Origin of the sequence: Ardenticatena maritima (assembly GCF_001306175.1) — a bacterium.
In the GTDB taxonomy this organism is placed as follows: Bacteria; Chloroflexota; Anaerolineae; order Ardenticatenales; family Ardenticatenaceae; genus Ardenticatena; species Ardenticatena maritima.
Genome location: NZ_LGKN01000003.1, coordinates 159,574 through 178,925 on the forward strand (window position 1 = coordinate 159,574; position 19,352 = coordinate 178,925).

The window sequence follows — 19,352 nt, forward strand, 5'->3', positions numbered from 1 at the left end:
AACCACAGAACTGATAGATTGCACCTTTCCAATACGGTAGGCGTCGCCTACTCATTCAGGTAGGTTTGTCAGGTCATCATGCGCCGGGCATTGACCGAACGGACGCCTTTTTGTATGCTATACCCCAGTGATGCGCCCCATCTGCATGAGGAGAAGGGTATGGCTGAGCCTCGCTTGTCGGATATCCTGACGATTGCCGAAGAAGAGTTGAGCCGCATTGTGCTGGATATCCACGATGGCCCTGTGCAGTATATCTTCACGGCTCTTTCAATTTTGACGGGCATTCAGGAAGAGATTGCCCACGATCCGGCAAAAGCCGACCTGATGCCCGATTTGGCGCGGGTGGCGGTATTGCTCGAATCCTCGCTCTACGAAATCAAGTCGTTTTTGGGGGCGTTTCGCCCGCCGGAATTTCGGCGGCGTTCGCTGGCGGCGATTATTCAGGGGTTGGTGCTGCAACACGAAGAGGCAACCAATACGCGCGTTCACCTCACGCTTGAAAATGTGCCTGAGACGGTGGCGTTGCCTGTCAAAATCACCATTTATCGCCTGGTGCAGGAAGCGCTCGCCAACGCCTACCGCTATGCGGGCGTTGATGAGTTTTACGTGCGCCTGCGTGGTGAAGACGGCTGGCTTTGGCTGGAAGTGGAAGACTACGGCAAGGGGTTTGAATTGCCCGACCTGGACGCCCCCGTGCAGGAAAATGATGCGCATATCGGCTTGCGCGGCATGAAGGAGCGTGTGCAGTTAGTGAAGGGGCATTTTGAATTGTACAGCCGTCCCGGCGAAGGAACACGCATTGTGGCAAAGGTGCCGACGTATGTCTGAACAAGAACGCATTCGCGTCGTGTTGGCGGACGATCACGCTTTGGTGCTGGAAGGGCTGGTGGCGCTCCTCGACCGCACGCCCGATATCGAAGTCGTCGAAACCGTGACCAACGGCGATGAATTGCTGGCGGTGTTGGAGCGTCAGTCCGTGGATGTCGTCGTGCTGGATTTGGAAATGCCCTACCACGGCTTCACAGCCCTGGAAGAAATCCGCAAGCGGCGGTTGCCTGTGCGGGTGCTGGTGCTCACCGCCTTTGGCGATGGCGAAAGCATGCAACGCGCGATTGAACTGGAAGCCGAAGGGTTTGCCCTCAAAACAGAGCCGCCGCGCCAAACGGTCATGGCGATTCGGCAGGTGGCGGCGGGCATGCTCGTCTACCCGCGCGCGGCGCACCGCTTGATGGCACAACAACGCGGTCATCAAACCGACCTTTCACAGCGCGAGTGGGAAGTGTTGGAACAGGTGGCGCGGGGCAAAACGAACGCTGAAATTGCCGCCGCGCTCTATGTCAGCGAGAACACGGTGCGTTTTCACCTCAAAAATATCTTCGAGAAGTTGCATGTCTCCAATCGAACCGAAGCGGCTGCGTGGTATTTTGAGCACCGCGACCGTTATAAGCCCATACGCCGCTGACGTCGGCGTTTCCACCAGCGCGCCCCTCGCCATAGCAGGAAAAGCCCCACCACCACAACCACATAGACCGAGCGCCAGAAGGGCTTGAAGAAGCGCGCCCACGGCGTCGGCGCGGGTGCGTCGAGGGCGGCGTCGGGACGCACGAGCGCGGCGGCGGGTTTGGGGGTGCCGTCGCTGTGCAGAATGCCCATGTGCGCTTGTGGGAAGCGCCGCCAGGGTTGCCAGCCGAACACTGAACGCGGGACGTGCTCAAAGTCGTACAACGTCCAGACGAGGAAGCCGCTCATGTCGCTGGCATAGACACCGCGCAAGACGTCCGCGATGTAGGCGGCTTGTTCGGCTTCGGTGTGCCCGTTGGGGAAGAAGGCGCTGTTCCAGGTCGAAAGCCCAAATTCGGTGAGCAAGATGGGCTTGGTGGTGCGTTGGTGCAGTGCGGCGTAGGCGTCTGGCAGCGTGGCGGGGTCTTCGTAAAAGTGGAATGAAACCACGTCCACCATGTCGAGCAGTTGGTCGGCGTTTTCGGCATGCGCCCAGCCGATGGTGATGAGGTGATGCGGGTCAAGGCGTCGCAAGCGGCGGGCGACGTGCGTCAACCAGCCGTTGACGATGGCGGGGTCGGTGCCTTCGTAGTCCAGGTCGGGCTCGTTTTTGATATCCCACGCCAGGATAGCGGGATGCCTGCTCAGCGGCTCCACAATCGCGTCCAGATGGCGGTCGGCGTGGGGCCAGAGCAGGGGGGCATAGTCATTGCGGAAGTCGAAAAGCGTCACGATGACTTTCAACCCGTGCGCCTCGGCGCGGTCGAGAAAATCGCGCAAGCGGGCGCGCATGAGTGGGTCCACGGTGGGACCGCCGAACGTCTCGAAGGGGATAAAGATGCGCAGGGTGTTCAACCCCAGGTCTTCGATGCGGAGCAAGTCGGTTTCCACGGTGGCGGCGTCGTAGTTCGTCCAGAATTCGCTCCAAGGGGCGTCGGCGGGGTAGTAGTTGACGCCCGCCACGGTGAACGGCTTGCCGTCGTGCATGAGGCGGTTGCCCTCGGCGTAGACCATACCCGGCAGTGGGTCGGTGTGTGGTGGGTCGAGGCGATTGGGCAACAGGCGCGCTTGGCGGCGTTCCCACGCCCGCACGCGCCAATTGCCGTCTTCCAGAAACATGACGACGTCATACGTCGCCGTCATTTCGTGTAGCCGCTGAATACCTGCTTCATCTTCCAGGATTTGCACAATGTTGATGTTCTCATCAGTAAACGATGCAATGGAGCCGTCGGCGGAGTAGAAGTGCAAGGTAAGCGTGTGCTCGGTGTCCACCTGGGTCATGTGCCAGCCGTCGTTGGCGACGCGGCGCACCGTTTCGCTCACGTTGTCCAGCGTTGGCCCGACAAAGTAGGTGCGCAAGCCATACGGTTGCCCGCGCAGGTGAGAGATGTTCCACTGCAACCAGGCGCGCAGATACGCCCCTTCGATGAGCCGCCGTGTGAGGGGTTCCATTTCGCGCCCGGTGTCGGGGTCGTCGGGTTTCCAGACAAGTTTGACGTACAAGTCGGGCGGTTTGTTGGGCACGATGTTGAGCGCCTGCGCCGGGTCGGCGCCTTGCTGGAAGTAGGCTGCAAGCGCCGCCACGCCGGCTACGACGGCGTACACGATGCCGCCGAATACCAGCGAGAGGATGAGCCAGAGCAGCAGTTTCAGGCGGTGCTTGGAGATGCTCATGGTTCACCAGCCTCACGTGCCGCTTGTTGGGCGCGTTCGATGACGGCTTTTTCCACAACGAAGGTGGTTTCGCCGCGCCCCACGCCGGCTAGCACTTCAACGGTATAGGTGCCAGGTTGCAGAAAGCGCAAGCGCAATTCGGCGCGGGCGTGCCCGGCTTCGGCGGGGGCACTCAACCACTCTTCTTGTCCGCTTTCGTGGGTCAGGTGGTAGAGCACAGGCGTGCCGTCCGGGATGTATTGGTTGAGTTGTCCAAGCAGGGGTCCCGCGTCCAGGTAGAGCGCGCCGTTGGGTTCGTCCAAATGGGGCGTGACCGTGAAGCGATTGACGGCGGGACCGGGCGTGAACGCCACGGTCAGCGGCTTGCTGCGCACGCCGTACACCGACCCCACAATCTGGAAGACGGCGGGCTCATCAGGTGCCTGGATGGGGGCTTCGGCAACGCCGTTGACGGTGACGCTGGGAATGAAGCGGGGACCGTCGGGCGTTTCGGCAACAAATGTGACGATGGTGCCGTCGGGAACGACGTTGCCGAATTGATCGCGGATGGTGGATGTGCGCACCGTGATGAGTGAGCGATCGTCAGCCGGCTGTGTAGATGGCTCGGCTTCCAGGGTGAAGGGCGTCGGCCAGCCGGGAATTTCCAGCAAAAGCCCTTCGGGACCCACGGCTTCCCCGGATTCGACGGCGATACGTGTTTCGCCCGCTTTTGTGCCGCTGTACAGGCGAATCCAGGCGAGCAAGTGCTCCACCGGCTGTACGCGCGTTTCCAGTCGCCCGCCGGGGTGCAGGGCGCGGATTTCCACCGGCGTGCCGTCGGCGACCGGGTTGTCGAAACGGTCTTGCGGCAGGGTGACGGTCATGCTCCAATGTGCGGCGTCGGCGATGATGGAACGCGCCCCCACGAGCGGCACGAGCGGTTCTACAGGCTCACCGGCGAGCAGGCGTGTTTCCGCTTCACCCACGGCGTGCCCGCTGGTGGCGACCAGACTCACCAGTCCGCTGTGCCGCGTGAATTCGGGGGGCAGGGTGATGGTGAGGTAGCCGCCCTGCAACAGACCGCGGAACGCCCATGTGCCAAAAGTGCCCGTGGCTGTCAGCAGGATGGGCGTGCCATCGGGCGCGTTGACGGGTCCGATGGTGACGGGCAACGGTTCGCCGACGGGGGCTTCGGCGGCGACGCTGATGGGCAGTTCCCCGTCAAGCAGGAATGGCGCGGGCGGCGTTTCTTGCTTGCGGCACGCCAACGCCAGCAGGGCGAGCATGCCCAGGAAGATGAAGCAGCGTGTGCGGCGGTGTTGGGTACGCATTAGAAACTTGCCCCCACGAATGAGTGTACCGTGACGCGAATGCTGTGGTAGCCGAGCGCTTCTTGCAGGTCGGGCGGCAGGATGATGCGCTCGCTCCAATCGGCTTCAAACGAGGTCTCTTCGCGCAGGATGTTGGCGAAGATGTCGCCTTTGTCGAGAATGGTTTCCACGTCGGCGGCGGGGGTGATGGGAACGTCGAACCGTTGCGTGCGCTGTGGGCGAATGCTCTCTGATTGGTAGAAGTGGTCTACCCACACAACCTGATTGCGCTCGTCGTAGTATGTGATGAGAAGGTGCGGGATGGTGGCTTCCAACGTCCCGTTGTTGATGAGTTCCCCTTGCAGGCGGTACGCGCCATCTTCTTGCACCACCTGCACGTCTTGCACCCCCACACCGCGGTAGAGATCACGCCCTGTGACAAGGGCTTTGGCGTACACTTCAAAATTCGCGATGGGCGCGCGGATGTCGGGCGGCGTGAAGGCGTTGGGGTCGAATTCGAGCGCGCCGGGTTGGCGTTCTTCGATACGCATGCCGGCGACGCCTTCAAAGTCAATGCGGAAGGGTGTCACTTCCTTGGGCAAAATTTTGTGGATGATGGCGTATTGGGCGTTATACCAGGTGAGTGCGTTGTTGTCTTCATCGAACAGGTAGGACGTGACCGTGAGGTCGGCGGGGTCAACGTCGGTGTTGATGAGTTCACCAACCACCGAGTAGCGGTCGTTGACTTTGACCAGGCGCGCCGAGAGGATTTGGAGTTCGGGACGGTCGAGAATGTCCGCAAATGCAGTTGTGCGGTCGGTGACGCGGCGGCGTTGCTGCGACCCCCAGGCGACCGACGGCTGGCGGAAAAATTGGTCGGGTGGGATGCGAATGTCGGACTTGGGAAAGAGCAAGTACCATTTGCCGTTGCGTTTGACGAGCGTATGCGTTTGTGTGGTGCGGTATTCTTGCAGGGCGGTAATCCAGATGGTGTCGGCGCGAACGACTACGCGGTCGGGTTCTTGCCGCACAAAAGACGTATAGACCGAATCGAGTTTGGCATACGACGCTAGCAGCCCCCCGACAACCGAGAGTTCCAGGCGGTATTGCTCATAACTGGGGCGCGTTTCAGGGTCCAGGCGTTCGTAGGCGTCGCCAAAGCGGCGGAAATCAAGGTCGTCGTAGTAGGCTTCGACGATGCGGAGCGGGTCGTTGATGCGGTTGCGATAGGAGCGATACCCCAGGAGCGCCCCCGCGAGAACGAGGCAGACCAGCAGGGTCAGGCGTACCTGGTGCGCCGACGGCGGGGCTGGTTTGGGGCGTGGGATGCGCTGCAACCAGGTCATCCAGACTTGCCACGGAATTTCGGGCGAGTCGTCTTCTGTGGGCAGATATGAATGCCGCAAGAGCCAATCGTCGAAGCGCCGCCACCAATCACGCAGCACGTTGCGCTTGGGCACCCCCGGAAGGGCAAACCAGAGGCGCACGCCCAGCCGCCAGAAGCGCGCCGCAAGCGCAATCGCGCCCATTTCGTCCAGCAGGCGGCGCAGCGGCGGTCCCCACATGAACGCGGTCATGGCGAAGAACGAGAGGAAAATCATGCCCATGGGGATGGTGCCCCACATGATGCGCTGGTACATGGGAATTTCTTTGCGCGGCAGAACTTCGGGAAGCGGGGGAATATCGCCCCGTTCCCATACCATGATGCCGTTTTCCAGCCGTTGAATGCGATGCCAGCCTGAGAAGTAGAGCAGTGGGTCGTAGAACTGGTCGTTCGAGAAGACGAATTTGAGGTTGTACTTGTCGGGAACCGCCAAAAACTGTTGAAGCGAACCGATGCCCGGAATACCGCTGTATTTTGCCCCTTCCAGACGCTCCACCGGCGTGGTGGTCAATTCGGGCAAACGGCGCGCTGAGTGGTAGTTGCCGTCCACGCTGGTCGCGGTGGTTTGTGCCGACAGCCACGCCATTTGGTCGCCAAAGCCCAGCGTGATGTAGCGCCAGCGCCAATGTTCGTCTTTTTCCAGAAAGCTGACGATGGGCGCCATGTCAATCGCCGCAGGCTGAAACTTGCGGAACTGGGTCAGATTGGCGGTGAAAATGGCAAAGCCCAGATACGCCACCACCAGCGCGGCTTGCACAAGCCGCCAGGTCAGGTCGCCGAATTGTTCGCGCAGATACTTGGCAAGCCCCCGATGGCGCAGGCTCACCACAAACTCGCCCAGCAGTGGCAACATGAGAATAGTCGCCCAGAAGGTGAAGCGGTCGAGAGTGAGAATGTCGAACGCGCCGCGCAAAATCAGGCGCGGGATGGGGGTGGTGCCGCCTGTGCCCAGAATGAAGAGCAACCAGAGTGAAAGCGCCATAGGCCAGGCGCGGGTGGTGAAGCCTTTGTAGAAGACATAGGGCAGGGCAATCAGCGTTGTGCCGTAGGGCACCAGCCAGAAGACAAGCCCCGCGGCGGTGTTTTCCAGAAAGTTGTCGCGCGAGGCGTGCGGGATGGGCACCTGGTTGATGGGGTCAACGCGGCTCCAAATCCAGTAGGGCAGCACCACGATGAGCAGGATGGGAATCAAGCCGCCGCCGTAAATGCCGGAGCGCAATGTGGCGGGAATGATGCGCCGCAAGCGCCGAATGATCAGCGGCTTGATGTTCTCGCGCGTCACCACGGTGGGGTGGGCGCGGGGTTCGTCGGGCAGGGGTTCGCGGAATTTTTCAACAATCGCCAAGACGATGACGGGACCCGCAAAAAAGACCGCGCCGAAGAGCGTCGTCACGTGGTGCCCTGCGGTGGTAGCGGCATTGACAATCCAGGCGATGATGAGGATGCGCGGGTCGCCGTCGCGAATCCAGCGGTAGGCGTAGGGCAGCGCGTTCAGCAAGAAGCCCAGCGAAAAAGTGGTGGGCAATTGCCCAAAGACGTGCACGGTCTCGTTGATGCTGGATGCGAAAACAGCCAGCAGCGCGGCATAGCCCGCGGCTTCTTCACTCACCCAAATTTTCGAGAAGCGATAAATGCCGATGACGACCATGAAGAGCGCAAACAACTGCGTGATGATAAAGCCGTTCAGCAGCCCCACCGCAAACGAAAGCAGGGCGATCGATTGCTGAGACCCCGGCGGATAGGAGACCATGGGGAAGCCTGTGTACCAGCGATATTCCCAGTGGTCGAACCAGGCGCGGCGATAGTGGTCGCCAAAGAAGATGTGAATGTAGGCGTCATAGGTGCGCTTGAATGTGCCGCTGAGGAGCAAGCCCCCATGAAACGCCAGCACCAGCGCCAACGCCAGCAAGAGATGCGGGTTGAGGTCCCACATGGAGATGTACATGCGGTCGAGTTGTTGCCGCATGCGTGTGCTCAGGTTGTTGGCGGCTCTACCGACGCTTTGAGTTGTGCTCATCGTTGCCTTTTCTGGCTCGCTTGCATGTGGAAATTGTACCTCTGCTGACGGATACTATGAATTTTGAGGGTGAATAGTGCATGAAGACTTCAAATCGCATGTGTGAAGGTTCTTTCAAAAAACAGGCATGGCGTCTTCATGGCACGCATGTTGGATATTCGACCAATCGCGCTCGGTTGGCTACAATTCAAAGCAGAACAAGCCTGTCGCCTTGGTACAGTCCCCCACGTTGCACACAGGCGCGAGTGTATCAACCACCCAACCCGCCGAAGGAGGGCGCATGTTTCAGTCCATTGATGATGTCAAGCACCGCCTCAAAGCCGCCAATTACCTCGCCAGCGATGATATCGCCACTGTGGTTTTTCTCGCCGACCAGTTGGGCAAGCCGCTTCTGGTGGAAGGACCGGCAGGCGTGGGCAAAACCGAACTGGCGAAGGCGATTGCCGACGCGCTCGGCGCGGAGTTGATTCGATTGCAATGCTACGAAGGGTTGGACGAAGCCAAAGCCCTGTACGAGTGGCAATACGCCAAGCAGATGCTCTACACGCAGGTTTTGCGCGACCGTGTGGGAGAACTGCTTGCCGACACCCAGACGCTGCGCGAAGCCTTTGAGCGCATTGCCGAAGAAGAAGATTTATTCTTCTCGGAACGCTTTTTGCTCCCGCGTCCGCTGTTGCGCGCACTCATGGCGGAACAACGCCCCGTTTTGTTGATTGACGAAGTGGACAAAGCCGACCCCGAGTTTGAAGCCTTCTTGCTGGAAGTGCTGAGCGACTTCCAGGTGAGCATTCCCGAATTGGGGACGATTCGCGCGCGCACCCAACCGTTTGTCTTGCTAACGAGCAACCAGGCGCGCGAATTGTCCGACGCCTTGAAGCGCCGCTGCTTGCACCTCTTCATCAACTACCCCTCTTTCGCCGAGGAGTTGGGCGTGGTGCGCATGCGCGTCCCCGAAGCAAGCGAAGCCCTTGCCGCTGAGTTGGTGGCGTTCGTGCAGGAAGTGCGCAACCTGGCATTGAAGAAAGTGCCGGGCTTGAGCGAAACGCTGGATTGGGCGCGGGCGTTGGCGTTGCTCAATGTGCACCATTTGGGCGTGAAAGAGGTTGAGCGCACGCTCGGCGTCATCATCAAGCATGAAGGCGACCAGATGCGCACGCGCCAATCTATCCCTGAATTGTTGCGGCGGGCGCAACTGCGGTTGCGTGAGTGGGAAGAGTAAGGCGGAGGGCGTTATGGACGATGTGCTTGTGGGCTTTATTCGCGTGTTGCGGGCGGCGGGTGTGCGCGTCTCAACCAGCGAGGCGCTGGACGCCATTCAGGCGGGGCGTCTTGCCGGCATTCAGAACCGCCGTTTGCTCAAATCGTCATTGCGGGCGGCGCTCATCAAACGCCAGCAAGACATTCCACTTTTTGATGACTTGTTCGACCGCTACTTCGACCCCAATGTGGAAGAATTGCCCATCTCGCCGCAGATGGGGCAGGGAGGACAGCAAGGCGACCACCCCTTGAAGCCCCACGAACAGTTTATGCAAGCCTTGCGCGAAGCCATGGAGCGGCTCGGCTTGCCGCAACTCGACCACCTGACGGAAGCCCTGTTGACGGGGAATGTGATGGTCATCACCGCCGAAATGCTGCAACACATGACGCCGGAACAATTGCAGCAACTGGAATCCCTGTTGCAGCGGGGGCGGCTGACGCGCTACATTCTCGACCAGATGGGTTGGCAGCGCATTCAGCAGCAAATTGGGGAACTGGCGCGCGAATTGCAGGCGGCGGGCGAGTTTGAACTGGCGCAGAAGGTGCGCGAGCGGCTGTGGGAGTTGCAAGAACTCTTCCCGCGTTGGGTCGCCGAGCAGGTGAACGAGGCGTTTGAGCGCATGAGCCCCGCGGCGCAACAACAGCCTGTCTCGCGCGATTTGGAGCGCAAGGAGTTTGCACGCTTCACCGAAGAGGAAATCCGCGCCATGCAGGAGATTGTGGACGAATTGGCGCGCAAGTTGCGCGAAGATTTTGCGCGGCGCATGCGGCGCGGCGGTATTCGGCGGCTGGATGTGAGCCGCACGCTCCGCGCCAGTTATCAGACAGCGGGCGTGCCGATGGAATTGGTCTTCAAGGAGCACCGCCGCAACAAATTGCGGTTGGTGGTGTTGTGTGATGTCTCCTCATCGGTGCGTAATGCGTCGCGGTTCATGTTGCAACTGGTGTATAGTTTGCAACAACAGCGCGGGCATGTGCGCTCGTTCGTCTTCATCGCCGATGTGGACGAAGTGACGGAGTTTTTCGAGCGCAATTCGGTGGACGCCGCTGTGGAAATGGCGACGGGCGAAGCCAATATCCGCTACTGGGCGCATAGCGATTTTGGGAGTGTCTTCCGCCAGTTTTTGGACGAGTATGGCGATGCGCTCACCTCGCGCACAACGGTGATGATTCTGGGCGATGGGCGCAGCAATTATTTTGACCCGCAATTGGATGCGCTGGCTGAAATTCGGCGTCGGTCGCGCCAGGTGATTTGGCTCAATCCAGAATCCCAATACGCATGGGGCATTGGCGACAGCATTATTGATTTGTACGCCCGCGAGTGTGATGTGCTGACCGAGTGCCGTAATCTGGAACAATTGCGGCAGGTGATGGCGTATCTGACGCGCTCGGTGGCGTAGGCAACCGAGCGCGTTCTTCCTCTTCCGCTAGTGCAGTGCCCCCACAACGGCTTCCACAGCGCGGCGAAGCGTGCCGCTGACAATCATCTCGCGTGCGGCTTCAATGTCCGGCGTCATGATGCGGTCGCGGTCGAGGGGCGGGATGCGGGTGCGCAGGGCGTCGAGCGCGGCTTTCACGCCCGGACCAGGTTCCAGCGGCTTGTGGAAGTCGAGCGCCTGGGCGGCGTTGACGAGTTCGATGGCAATCACCCAACGGGCGTTTTCCAGCACCATGCGCGCTTGCCGTGCGGCGGTTGTGCCCATGGAGACGTGGTCTTCCTGGTTGGCGCTTGTGGGAATGGAATCCACCGAGGCGGGATGCGCCAGCACCTTGTTTTCGGAGACCAGGCTGGCGGCGGTGTACTGTGAAATCATCAAGCCGGAATTGAGCCCCCCTTGGCGCGCCAGAAACGCCGGCAATCCCGAAAGCGCCGGGTCGAGCATGTACTCGATGCGGCGCTCGCTGATGTTGGCGAGTTCAGCAATGGCAATTTTGGCGTAGTCCATGGCGAGCGCCACCGGTTGCCCGTGAAAGTTCCCCGCTGAGATGACGTCATCATCTTCGGCAAAGATGAGTGGGTTGTCGGTCACGCTGTTGATTTCACGTTCGAGCACGTCAGCCACGTGGGCGAGGGCGTCGCGGCTGGCGCCGTGCACTTGGGGAATACAGCGCAGCGAGTAGGCGTCTTGCACTTTGTCGCAATTTTCATGCGATTTGTGGATGGGGCTGTTCGCGCCCAACTTGCGCACGTTTTCGGCGACCAGCGCCGCGCCGGGGTGCGGGCGCACACGCGCCACCCGTGGGTCAAACGGGCGCAGGCTTCCTTTCAGGGCTTCCAGGCTCATCGCGCCGGCAATGTCCGCCACCGTGCACAGGTCAAACGCGTCGTACACCGTCAGCAGACCAACCGCGGTCATCGCCTGCGTGCCGTTGACCAGCGCCAACCCCTCTTTGGCTTCTAGCACCATGGGCGTCAACCCCGCGGCGCGCAAGGCTTCCCCACCGGGCAGAACGCGCCCCTGATACTCGGCGCGCCCTTCGCCGATGATGGGCAGGCACATGTGCGCCAGCGGGGCAAGGTCGCCACTGGCGCCCACCGACCCTTGCGAGGGCACAATCGGGTGCACCCCACGGTTGAGCATGGCAATCAGCAGGTCAAGCACCTCTTCGCGGATACCACTGTGCCCCAACGCCAGACTTTGGGCGCGGAGCAGCATCATCGCACGCACAACCTCGGTGGGGAAGGGGTCGCCAACACCCATGGCGTGGGAAAGCAGCAGATTGCGTTGGAGCAAGCGCGTATCTTCGGGGCTGATGCGTACTTGCGCGAATTTGCCAAAGCCGGTCGTCACACCATAGACCACGCGCTCTTCAGCCAGCACCTGCTCGATGTAGCGTCGCGAGGCGCGCACCTGCTCGCGCGCCTCATCATCCAGCGCCACGGGGGCGTGATGACGGGCAACCTGCACCACGTCTTCAAGCGTCAAGGGTTGACCAATCAGAATCGTCGCAGACACCGTTGTCTCCTTTCGCTCTTTTTGGGAAATGGTTGCCTCTATTCAACGCAAAGCCGGGGCGTGGGCAAATGGGCGCTTGTGCGGCGACGGCGCCGCCTGCACGCAGCACGGTTTAGGGCGTTGTCTCCTCATCTGACGCGACGGGGATACGCAACTCTTGCCCGATTTGAATCCAATCGGGGTTTTCCAGGTCGGGATTGGCGGCGATGATGGCTTCCACGGTTGTGCCGTACCGCTCGGCGATACTGAGAAGCGTGTCGCCTTCTTGCACAACGTAGAGGATGACGCGCGGCGTGGGCGTCGGCGGCGGCAGTGGAATGGTGCTTGTGGGGGGCGCAATCGCCGTCGCAATCGGGATGGGCGTGGCGAGCGGGCGGACGCTGTTGGCGTTCGCCCCACAAGCGGGAAGCGCGACGAGGATGAAAAGTAGCACAGGTACGGCGCGGGACATGGGCACCTCCTTCTCAGCGTTGACGACGTGGCGCATTCTATGCGGCGCAGTGATGAAGACAAACGTGTATAGCCATTGTTGAACATTTTGCAGTTGCCGAGTTTTGCCCCTCATGCTAGACTCGCCGACCCTTTTCAAAGAGCAAGAACCTCTGTGGAGCGACGAGGAGGCGCGAGATGATGGACCTGGAGACGATTCGGGCGTTACCCAAAGCCGAATTGCATGTGCACCTGGATACGTGTGTGCGTGTTGAAACCGCACGCGAACTGGCGCGCAAATATGAGATTGATTTGCCTGAGCCGCTGGAAATTTTCATGATCGCACCACCGCGTTGTGCCGACCTGGCTGACTTTCTGCGGCGTGTAGACCCCCAACTGGCTGTTTTGCAGACCGAGGAAGCCCTGGAACGCGTCGCGTATGAACTGGTGGAATCGTGGGCGCACGATGGCGTTGTTTATGGTGAAGTGCGCTATGCGCCCCAACTCTGCACCCGCGAGGGGTTGAGCATGGACGCCGTGGTCGAAGCCGTAGCGCGTGGGTTGAAAGCCGGCGCGGCTGATTTTGGCGTGACAGTGGGGCAAATTCTCTGTTGCCTGCGCCACGAGCCGCCCGATTTGAGCGAAGAAGTGGCGCGGCTGGCTATTCGACACCGCGACCGCGGCGAAACTCTGGTGATTGGGCTGGACCTAGCCGCCGACGAAGCCCGCTATCCGGGCGCACCACACCGCAAAGCCTTTGAACTGGCGCGCGAAGCCGATTTGCCGCGCACCGTCCACGCGGGCGAAGCCGCTGGTCCTGAAAGCGTGCGTGAGGCGCTGGACGTGCTGGGCGCGATGCGCATTGGGCACGGTGTGCGCACCGTCGAAGACCCCGACTTGCTCGCGCGTGTCCACCGCGAAGGCGTTTTGCTGGAAATGTGCCCCACCAGCAATGTCCAGACACGCGCTGCCGAAAGCCTGGAAGCCCACCCGATTGACTACTGCTATCGCCTGGGCGTCAAAGTCAGCGTCAGCACCGATTCGCGCACGATTACGCCCACCACCGTCTCGCGCGAATACGCCCTTTTGAGCCGCCAGTTTGGGTGGGGTGTGGAACACGTGCGCACCACCACGCGCTACGCGCTCGAAAGTGGCTTTGGCGACGCCGAAGCGCGCCGCGCCCTGTTAGACCGCGTCATGCAGGTGGTGGTATGAGCCTGGAACGGGTGCTGCTTGGCGAAATTCCCGCGTACCGTTTCACGCGGCTGACGCGCGTGCGCCATGCGATTTTCACACGGCACGGCGGCGTTTCGCAACCGCCGTTCGACACGCTCAACGTGAGTTGGGCGGTTGGCGACGATGAAGCCGCCGTGCGCGAAAATGTGCGCCGACTCTACGCGGCGCTGGGCGCGGACGCCACGCGGGCTGTACGTGTGCGCATGGTACACGGCACACGTGTGGCGCTTGTCGGCGCCGCCGATGCGGGCAAGCGCCTTCCCGATACCGATGGGCTGATTACCGCCGAACGTCGTTTGCCGCTGGCAATGACCTTTGGCGATTGCCAGCCGCTTGTGCTGTACGACCCCGAGCACCACGCCGTCGGGTTGGCGCATGCGGGCTGGCGCGGCACGCTGGGGGGGATTGCCCTCTCGCTGGTGCGGGCGATGCAGGTGGCGTTTGGCGCGCGCCCGGAGCGTTTGCAGGCTTTTTTGGGACCGGCGATTGGGGTTTGTTGCTACGAAGTGGGCGAAAATGTTGCGCGGGCGGCACGCACCTGGCCCGGTGGCGACGCCTGGCTCCACGAGCGCGACGGGCGGCTCTTTTTCGACCTCTCGGCGGCGAATCGCGCCTTGTTCCAGCGCATGGGTGTTGAGGTCATCGAAGATGCGGGCTTGTGTACCGCCTGCCGCACCGATGAATTTTTCTCCTATCGGCGCGAAAAGCCCGCCACGGGGCGTTTTGGCGTCATCGTTGAGTTGTCATAACTTCCGAGATGAAATGCGCCGCCTGCAAAGCGGCTACCATTCCAGCACAGAGACGGGGCTTTGGTGGGCGAGCGCCAGCCCCGCACGGAATGAAAGCCCCAATGGCGGATACCCCAACGCATGCGCGGCGTCATCTCCAAAGAGAGCCACCAGGATGGTGGCGTAGTTGTCGGTGTCGAGCAGGGGCGTCAGCACGTCGCGCGTATAGGCGGCGTCGTCATCGGGGAGGCGTGGTGTGGACGCGCCGGCAAATTGGAGCACCACTTGCTCCTGGCGCAAATGTTCGCGGAGCGTGCGGGCGACGCCGTGTTGCGCCACGTAGCAGGTGCGGGCAAACGCTGCCAAGGCGGCGACGCGGGCGTTTTCCAACGATGGGGGTTCGCTTGTCCAGAGCAAGCCAACCGCCCACCCCCGCTTGAGCAAGGGCGTGATGTCAAAGGTCGCCGCGTATTCGGTCGTGTAGCGGTTCGTCCATTGCCCGTGGGCGTCATCGGCGAGTACCAGCGCCACACGCAGGGAAGGGAGAGGGCATGCAAGCGTTGCGCTTTTCTGCATGAGCGCGTGGGCGGCGTGAGTATCCGCATCCATTGCGAGATACGCATCCAGACACGTGGCGACATGCTCTTTCCCCATAGGGTTGAGCGCCATAAGCGGCAAGGCGATGTCGCCGCGTTCGGCGTCGAGCATGGTGCGCAGGTAGGCGCGGAACCGTTCCATGCCGCGCGGCTGGTCGTACAAGCGCCGTTGTTCGTTGAGCAAAGGCACATATGCGATTGATGCCATTTGACACCCCTCATGCTTCACGCTAGGCTACCACCGTCATGGACCCACTGGATTGTGAGGAGGAAGCAAAAATGAGCAAGAAAAAACTGTTGGCTGCAGCGGCTGTTGTGCCTGTGGCTGTGGCGGGCGTTCGCCGTTTCCTGGATAAAACGCAAAGCCAGCCCGCCCCGTCTGCGCCGACACCTGCAACAACCGCGATGGATGAAGCCGAATTGGGGGGCGAAGTCAACCCCGATTTGTTGAAAATTTTGGTTGACCCCGCCGATAAAGGTCCGCTGGAATTGAGCGAAGATGGCAAATTCCTGGTCAATCCGCGCAACGGCTATCGCTATCCCATTCGGCGCGGCATTCCCGTTATGCTGTTGGAAGAGGGGCGCAAGTATCAGGACCCCTCGTTGGTGAAACAGCCCGAAGGCGAACAATAACGCCAGCGGTGGTGAGAAGAAAACAAGCCGCCCTCTTTGCAGGGCGGCTTTTGCATGTGTGGCGGCTGTTTAGAGAACGCCTTTCGGCGGCAACAGGCGCAAATCTTCCACACCACTTTGCGGGTGGTCGAGGATGTGGAGTATCCAGGCGGCGACTTCCTCAGGCGTGAGCATGTTGCGGCGGTCCCATGCGCCTGGCACGGCTTCCCACAGTGGTGTTGCGGTTGCGCCGAGCGTCAGGTGGGTGACGTGAATGCCGCGCGGGCGCACTTCGTTGCGCAACGCTTCGGCAAAGCCGCGCACGCCGAACTTGGTGGCGCTGTACACCGCCCAATTGGCGAACCCTGTTGCACCGGCAATGCTCCCTGGGATGACGATATGCCCGCCGTCCGCCATGTGCGGGAGCACAAGTTGCACCGTTTGAATCAGCCCCGTCAGATTGACCTCAATCATCGCACGCCACGCTTCAGGCGGCATCGCCTCGAATGCGCCGACGTGCGCCAGCCCGGCTGATGGAAAGAGCAGGTGGACGCTCTGCGCGGGTGCCGCAATGTGCGTGCGCACGGCGTCTTGCAAAGCGGCGGCGTCGCGCACGTCAACCGCGACGGGGCGACAGTGGTCGCCGTATGTCTGGGTCAGGGCGTCCAGTGGTTCGGTGTGGCGCGCCAGGGCAATCACGCGCCACCCACGTTCCAGCAACGCCTGCGTGAGCGCCTTCCCAATGCCTTTACTGGCGCCGGTGATGAAAGCGGTTTGTCTGCTCATAGGTGTTCTCCACGTTGTACGAGGTTGACAAATTCGTTGCGTGTGCGTGGGTCGGTGCGGAAAATGCCGCGCATGGCGCTTGAAACCATGCGCGCGTTGGCTTTCTTCACGCCGCGCATCATCGAGCACATGTGCATGCCTTCGACCACCACCGCCACGCCTTTTGGCGAAAGCGTTTCTTCCAGAAAATCGGCAATCTGCACGGTCATGCGTTCTTGCACTTGCAGGCGGCGGGCGAACATGTCCACCACGCGCGGAATTTTGCTCAGCCCAATGACGCGCCCGTTGGGAATGTAGGCGACGTGGGCATGCCCGAAGAAGGGGAGCAGGTGGTGTTCGCAGAGGCTGTAAAACTCGATGTCGCGCACAATCACCATTTCATCGTAGGAAATGTCGAACAGGGCGTCGTTGACCAGTTCTTCGGGGTCTACGTAATAGCCCGCCGTGAGTTCGGCATACATGCGGGCTACCCGTTCCGGCGTGCGTTCCAGTCCTTCGCGTGTGGGGTCTTCGCCAATCGCTTCCAGCAAGGCGCGCACAGCCTGGGCGGTGGTGTCGGTGTTGGCAAGCGCGGCGGTGCGCGCCTGGGCGCGTATAGCGGTATCCAATTGGTTGAGGATGGGATGTTCGTCATGTGCGTGTGTCATGGTTTTGCTCCTTCCACATATCCCGTTGGTTATTTTTCGGCGCCCTGAAAGTGTGGGGCGCGTCCGTATTCAAAAAGGTTGTTGGGGGTCTCCCAAATGGCGATGTGATGCAAACGTTCGCCGAAAGCATGCGCAAAAGCGTTCCACAGGTAGGTGAGCAGGTTTTCGGTCGTGGCGACGTGCGTTTGGAAAAAGGGGATGTCGGCGTCCAGACGTTTGAACGCCACTTGTTCGATGACCGCTTGGGCGGCGCGGTCGGTTTCGACAAGGTCGGCGGCAATGCCCCACCGTTCATCGAGCGGGGCGCGCAGCGTGAGCACAACGCGGTACGAGTGCCCATGCCCATGTGGGTTGGCGCATTTGCCGTAGAGCCGCCGATTTTCGGCTTCGCTCAGGTTGGGGTTTGCCATGCGGTGCGCCGCGGAGAAGGTGTATTCGCGGATGAAGTCGCGCCACGGTTCGCCTTCGGTGGCGGCGCGAAAGTCGGGTAGTTCGGCGAGTTCGGCGCGCAGTACGGCGATGTCGGGAACGAGGGTGGCGGCTTCTTCGCGCAAGCGGTCGAACAGCACGCCGACAATCGTTTCGGTGGTGGCGGCCTGGTTGCGGAAGTAGGGCAGGTCATCGTTGAGGTGGCAATGGTCGAATTCACGGCGCACGGTCTCCACCAGGGTGTCGAGATGGTCGGGATGGGCGAGCCAGCCAAATTCGGGGTGGCGTGCGCCGCCAAAGGTGGTGGTGAGGACGTAGTTGTGCCCGTGTGTGCGCGTGCAGACGCCAAAGCGCGCGCGGTTTTCATCCGCGGAGACGTGAGGGCTGGCGGTGCGGTGGGCGGCGCTGAAGAGGGTTCGTCGCCCGATGCGGATGTCGCCGCGAAGCCATTCGGCAAAGCGGTGTTCGTCTTCGTGCAGGCGCAAGCGTTCCAGCCGGATATCCGGCGGCAGGTGCGGCGCAATGGCGTCGGCCAGCGCGTCCGCGATGGCTTCCAGAGTAGCGGGGCGTGTGGTGAAGTAGGGCGTTTCGATGTTGAGGTGGCGGTGGTCGAACGCTTCAAGCACCGTGTTGACCGTCTGCTTGAGGTCCACCACGTTCATGGTCATGCCTGTGTCGGGGTTGACGGTGCCGCTGACGGTCACAAAGAGCGTGAAGTTGCTCCCGTAGCCGTGCGGCGACGCCAGGCGTCCGAACAGGCGGCGATTTTGCTCTGCCGACCAATCGGTGCGCCACAGTTGGCGCGAGGCGCAGAACTCGAAGCGCTTGGTTGTCCAGATGCGTGGTTGAAGCGTCATGAACGTATCTCCTCGGAGTGGGTTGCTTGATGCAGAAGGCGGCGACGCCAGGCGAGCAGAAGCAGGGCATACGCGTTCAGGACGACGCCGAACACAAAGGGGGCGCGCGCCACCCGCCGACGCCACGCCAGCAGGGCGAAGAGCGCCAGTTGGCTGCCGAGCCCCAGCGCCGACAGCGCCGTCATGAAGCGACGGGGCGGCAAGGTGAAGGTGCGCCCGGTCGCCAGGCGGTCAAGCCGCGCCACGAGGCGGTCTTGCCAGCCGTAGATGAGCAGGTACGCACGTTGGAACAGGCGCGTCGCGCGTGGGGGGTCCCACGGGTAGGGGCGTGCGTGGCGTTCGTCCGGCAGGCTGGTGCGTTCGCCGGGCAGGGTGTGGCGATAGAGCACGTAGTAGTAATTGTAGAGCGAGCATTGCAACAGCATGCTCACCAGCCCCGCCGCAGCGGCAAGCCAATCACGGGGGCGGTTGCCGCGCCGATACGCCACCGCAGCAAACAGCGCCGCGTTGACGACAAAATCCGCCACGGAGTCCGCGTAGCGCCCCAGGCGCGAGGGGCGTTGGCGAATGCGCGCCAGCGCGCCGTCCATGCCGTCCAGCAGGTGCTTCACCAGCAGAAGCAGGGCGGCAACGCGGTCGAGGCGGGGCGTGTTGCGCAGGAGCGCCAGCGCCGCGCCAATGCCCGCGGCGAGAAAGCCGCCCGTCAAATGCAGCGGCTGGATGGGGCTTTGTGCCAGGCGCGCGACCGCGGCGTGGGTGATTCGCCCGCCAAAGCCGCTGAGATCGTAGAAGGCGTATTCAGGCGGAAGTTTGGTGGCGATGGGTTGTCTGTTCATGCAGGGCGCTCCGTCTCCTCGGTCAGGTGTGAACGATAACTATGACCGAGGCGGCGCGTCTGTCAAGGTGAAATGGCGGGGATTCGCTGTTTGGGTAGGCTGAAACACCAAAACGCAC

General features: G+C 61.5%; 17 protein-coding genes. 7 read left to right on the forward strand and 10 right to left on the reverse strand.

Annotated elements, in window-relative coordinates:
* Positions 1 to 159 precede the first annotated feature (159 nt).
* Together SE16_RS00895 and SE16_RS00900 are read left to right on the forward strand one after the other, a co-directional pair.
* Positions 160 to 828 carry a sensor histidine kinase gene (locus tag SE16_RS00895; protein ID WP_054493026.1) on the forward strand — a complete coding sequence of 223 codons (669 nt, stop codon included), beginning with the start codon at positions 160 to 162 and terminating at the stop codon, positions 826 to 828.
* Complete coding sequence (locus SE16_RS00900; protein WP_054493027.1) at positions 821 to 1,462, forward strand: response regulator transcription factor; 642 nt, start codon at positions 821 to 823, stop codon at positions 1,460 to 1,462. Before SE16_RS00895 ends, SE16_RS00900 begins: the two co-directional genes overlap by 8 nt.
* Here the strand turns inward: SE16_RS00900 and SE16_RS00905 are convergent.
* Genes SE16_RS00905 through SE16_RS00915 form a run of 3 tightly spaced genes read right to left on the reverse strand, consistent with a single transcriptional unit; the run spans position 1,441 to position 7,864 of the window.
* Complete coding sequence (locus SE16_RS00905; protein ID WP_054493028.1) at positions 1,441 to 3,174, reverse strand: glycoside hydrolase family 2 TIM barrel-domain containing protein; 1,734 nt, start codon at positions 3,172 to 3,174, stop codon at positions 1,441 to 1,443. The genes SE16_RS00900 and SE16_RS00905 overlap by 22 nt on opposite strands.
* A complete protein-coding gene (locus tag SE16_RS00910; RefSeq protein ID WP_054493029.1) occupies positions 3,171 to 4,484 on the reverse strand; it encodes an Ig-like domain-containing protein in 1,314 nt (437 codons plus the stop codon). The genes SE16_RS00905 and SE16_RS00910 overlap by 4 nt, the downstream gene beginning before the upstream one ends.
* Positions 4,484 to 7,864, reverse strand: a complete 3,381-nt coding sequence (locus SE16_RS00915; RefSeq protein WP_152968805.1) for a hypothetical protein — start codon at positions 7,862 to 7,864, stop codon at positions 4,484 to 4,486. The genes SE16_RS00910 and SE16_RS00915 overlap by 1 nt, the downstream gene beginning before the upstream one ends.
* A gap of 280 nt (positions 7,865 to 8,144) precedes the next feature.
* Here SE16_RS00915 and SE16_RS00920 point away from each other — a divergent pair, with 280 nt between their 5' ends.
* Positions 8,145 to 9,083: an AAA family ATPase gene (locus SE16_RS00920; RefSeq protein WP_054492693.1), complete on the forward strand. Its 939-nt coding sequence runs from the start codon at positions 8,145 to 8,147 to the stop codon at positions 9,081 to 9,083.
* A gap of 13 nt (positions 9,084 to 9,096) precedes the next feature.
* Positions 9,097 to 10,521, forward strand: coding sequence for a vWA domain-containing protein (locus SE16_RS00925; protein WP_054492692.1), 1,425 nt, complete (start codon positions 9,097 to 9,099; stop codon positions 10,519 to 10,521).
* A gap of 27 nt (positions 10,522 to 10,548) precedes the next feature.
* Here SE16_RS00925 and hutH read toward each other — a convergent pair whose 3' ends face one another.
* Entirely contained in the window at positions 10,549 to 12,078 is a 1,530-nt protein-coding gene (gene hutH, locus SE16_RS00930) for a histidine ammonia-lyase (protein ID WP_200907234.1), read from the reverse strand.
* Positions 12,079 to 12,190: 112 nt separating this feature from the next.
* Positions 12,191 to 12,529, reverse strand: coding sequence for a LysM peptidoglycan-binding domain-containing protein (locus SE16_RS00935; RefSeq protein ID WP_054492691.1), 339 nt, complete (start codon positions 12,527 to 12,529; stop codon positions 12,191 to 12,193).
* A gap of 176 nt (positions 12,530 to 12,705) precedes the next feature.
* Between SE16_RS00935 and add the strand changes: the two genes are divergently transcribed.
* Entirely contained in the window at positions 12,706 to 13,722 is a 1,017-nt protein-coding gene (gene add / locus SE16_RS00940) for an adenosine deaminase (RefSeq protein WP_200907233.1), read from the forward strand.
* Positions 13,719 to 14,492, forward strand: coding sequence for a peptidoglycan editing factor PgeF (gene pgeF, locus SE16_RS00945; RefSeq protein ID WP_054492690.1), 774 nt, complete (start codon positions 13,719 to 13,721; stop codon positions 14,490 to 14,492). The genes add and pgeF overlap by 4 nt, the downstream gene beginning before the upstream one ends.
* Before the next feature lie 33 nt (positions 14,493 to 14,525).
* On the opposite strand, the gene SE16_RS00950 is transcribed toward pgeF, so the two are convergent.
* The gene (locus SE16_RS00950; protein ID WP_054492689.1) at positions 14,526 to 15,275 is read right to left on the reverse strand and encodes a hypothetical protein; all 750 of its coding nucleotides are present in this window, start codon (positions 15,273 to 15,275) and stop codon (positions 14,526 to 14,528) included.
* Positions 15,276 to 15,346: 71 nt separating this feature from the next.
* Between SE16_RS00950 and SE16_RS16550 the strand changes: the two genes are divergently transcribed.
* Positions 15,347 to 15,700, forward strand: coding sequence for a Trm112 family protein (locus SE16_RS16550; RefSeq protein ID WP_201782263.1), 354 nt, complete (start codon positions 15,347 to 15,349; stop codon positions 15,698 to 15,700).
* Between the two features lie 69 nt (positions 15,701 to 15,769).
* On the opposite strand, the gene SE16_RS00960 is transcribed toward SE16_RS16550, so the two are convergent.
* Genes SE16_RS00960 through SE16_RS00975 form a run of 4 tightly spaced genes read right to left on the reverse strand, consistent with a single transcriptional unit; the run spans position 15,770 to position 19,234 of the window.
* The gene (locus SE16_RS00960; protein ID WP_054493580.1) at positions 15,770 to 16,465 is read right to left on the reverse strand and encodes an SDR family oxidoreductase; all 696 of its coding nucleotides are present in this window, start codon (positions 16,463 to 16,465) and stop codon (positions 15,770 to 15,772) included.
* The gene (folE, locus tag SE16_RS00965) at positions 16,462 to 17,112 is read right to left on the reverse strand and encodes a GTP cyclohydrolase I FolE (protein WP_082374337.1); all 651 of its coding nucleotides are present in this window, start codon (positions 17,110 to 17,112) and stop codon (positions 16,462 to 16,464) included. The genes SE16_RS00960 and folE overlap by 4 nt, the downstream gene beginning before the upstream one ends.
* Before the next feature lie 29 nt (positions 17,113 to 17,141).
* The gene (locus SE16_RS00970; protein WP_054493579.1) at positions 17,142 to 18,398 is read right to left on the reverse strand and encodes a 6-carboxytetrahydropterin synthase; all 1,257 of its coding nucleotides are present in this window, start codon (positions 18,396 to 18,398) and stop codon (positions 17,142 to 17,144) included.
* Positions 18,395 to 19,234 carry a CDP-alcohol phosphatidyltransferase family protein gene (locus SE16_RS00975; RefSeq protein WP_060687090.1) on the reverse strand — a complete coding sequence of 280 codons (840 nt, stop codon included), beginning with the start codon at positions 19,232 to 19,234 and terminating at the stop codon, positions 18,395 to 18,397. Before SE16_RS00975 ends, SE16_RS00970 begins: the two co-directional genes overlap by 4 nt.
* Between the last annotated feature and the right edge of the window lie 118 nt (positions 19,235 to 19,352).

What these genes read in the sequence shown, in the direction of transcription:
- SE16_RS00895 (WP_054493026.1), top strand. Translation starts at nt 160, where the DNA reads ATGGCTGAGCCTCGCTTGTCGGATATCCTGACGATTGCCGAAGAAGAG.
- SE16_RS00900 (WP_054493027.1), top strand. Translation starts at nt 821, where the DNA reads ATGTCTGAACAAGAACGCATTCGCGTCGTGTTGGCGGACGATCACGCT.
- SE16_RS00905 (WP_054493028.1), bottom strand. Translation starts at nt 3,174, where the DNA reads ATGAGCATCTCCAAGCACCGCCTGAAACTGCTGCTCTGGCTCATCCTC.
- SE16_RS00910 (WP_054493029.1), bottom strand. Translation starts at nt 4,484, where the DNA reads ATGCGTACCCAACACCGCCGCACACGCTGCTTCATCTTCCTGGGCATG.
- SE16_RS00915 (WP_152968805.1), bottom strand. Translation starts at nt 7,864, where the DNA reads ATGAGCACAACTCAAAGCGTCGGTAGAGCCGCCAACAACCTGAGCACA.
- SE16_RS00920 (WP_054492693.1), top strand. Translation starts at nt 8,145, where the DNA reads ATGTTTCAGTCCATTGATGATGTCAAGCACCGCCTCAAAGCCGCCAAT.
- SE16_RS00925 (WP_054492692.1), top strand. Translation starts at nt 9,097, where the DNA reads ATGGACGATGTGCTTGTGGGCTTTATTCGCGTGTTGCGGGCGGCGGGT.
- SE16_RS00935 (WP_054492691.1), bottom strand. Translation starts at nt 12,529, where the DNA reads ATGTCCCGCGCCGTACCTGTGCTACTTTTCATCCTCGTCGCGCTTCCC.
- add (WP_200907233.1), top strand. Translation starts at nt 12,706, where the DNA reads ATGATGGACCTGGAGACGATTCGGGCGTTACCCAAAGCCGAATTGCAT.
- pgeF (WP_054492690.1), top strand. Translation starts at nt 13,719, where the DNA reads ATGAGCCTGGAACGGGTGCTGCTTGGCGAAATTCCCGCGTACCGTTTC.
- SE16_RS00950 (WP_054492689.1), bottom strand. Translation starts at nt 15,275, where the DNA reads ATGGCATCAATCGCATATGTGCCTTTGCTCAACGAACAACGGCGCTTG.
- SE16_RS16550 (WP_201782263.1), top strand. Translation starts at nt 15,347, where the DNA reads ATGAGCAAGAAAAAACTGTTGGCTGCAGCGGCTGTTGTGCCTGTGGCT.
- SE16_RS00960 (WP_054493580.1), bottom strand. Translation starts at nt 16,465, where the DNA reads ATGAGCAGACAAACCGCTTTCATCACCGGCGCCAGTAAAGGCATTGGG.
- folE (WP_082374337.1), bottom strand. Translation starts at nt 17,112, where the DNA reads ATGACACACGCACATGACGAACATCCCATCCTCAACCAATTGGATACC.
- SE16_RS00970 (WP_054493579.1), bottom strand. Translation starts at nt 18,398, where the DNA reads ATGACGCTTCAACCACGCATCTGGACAACCAAGCGCTTCGAGTTCTGC.
- SE16_RS00975 (WP_060687090.1), bottom strand. Translation starts at nt 19,234, where the DNA reads ATGAACAGACAACCCATCGCCACCAAACTTCCGCCTGAATACGCCTTC.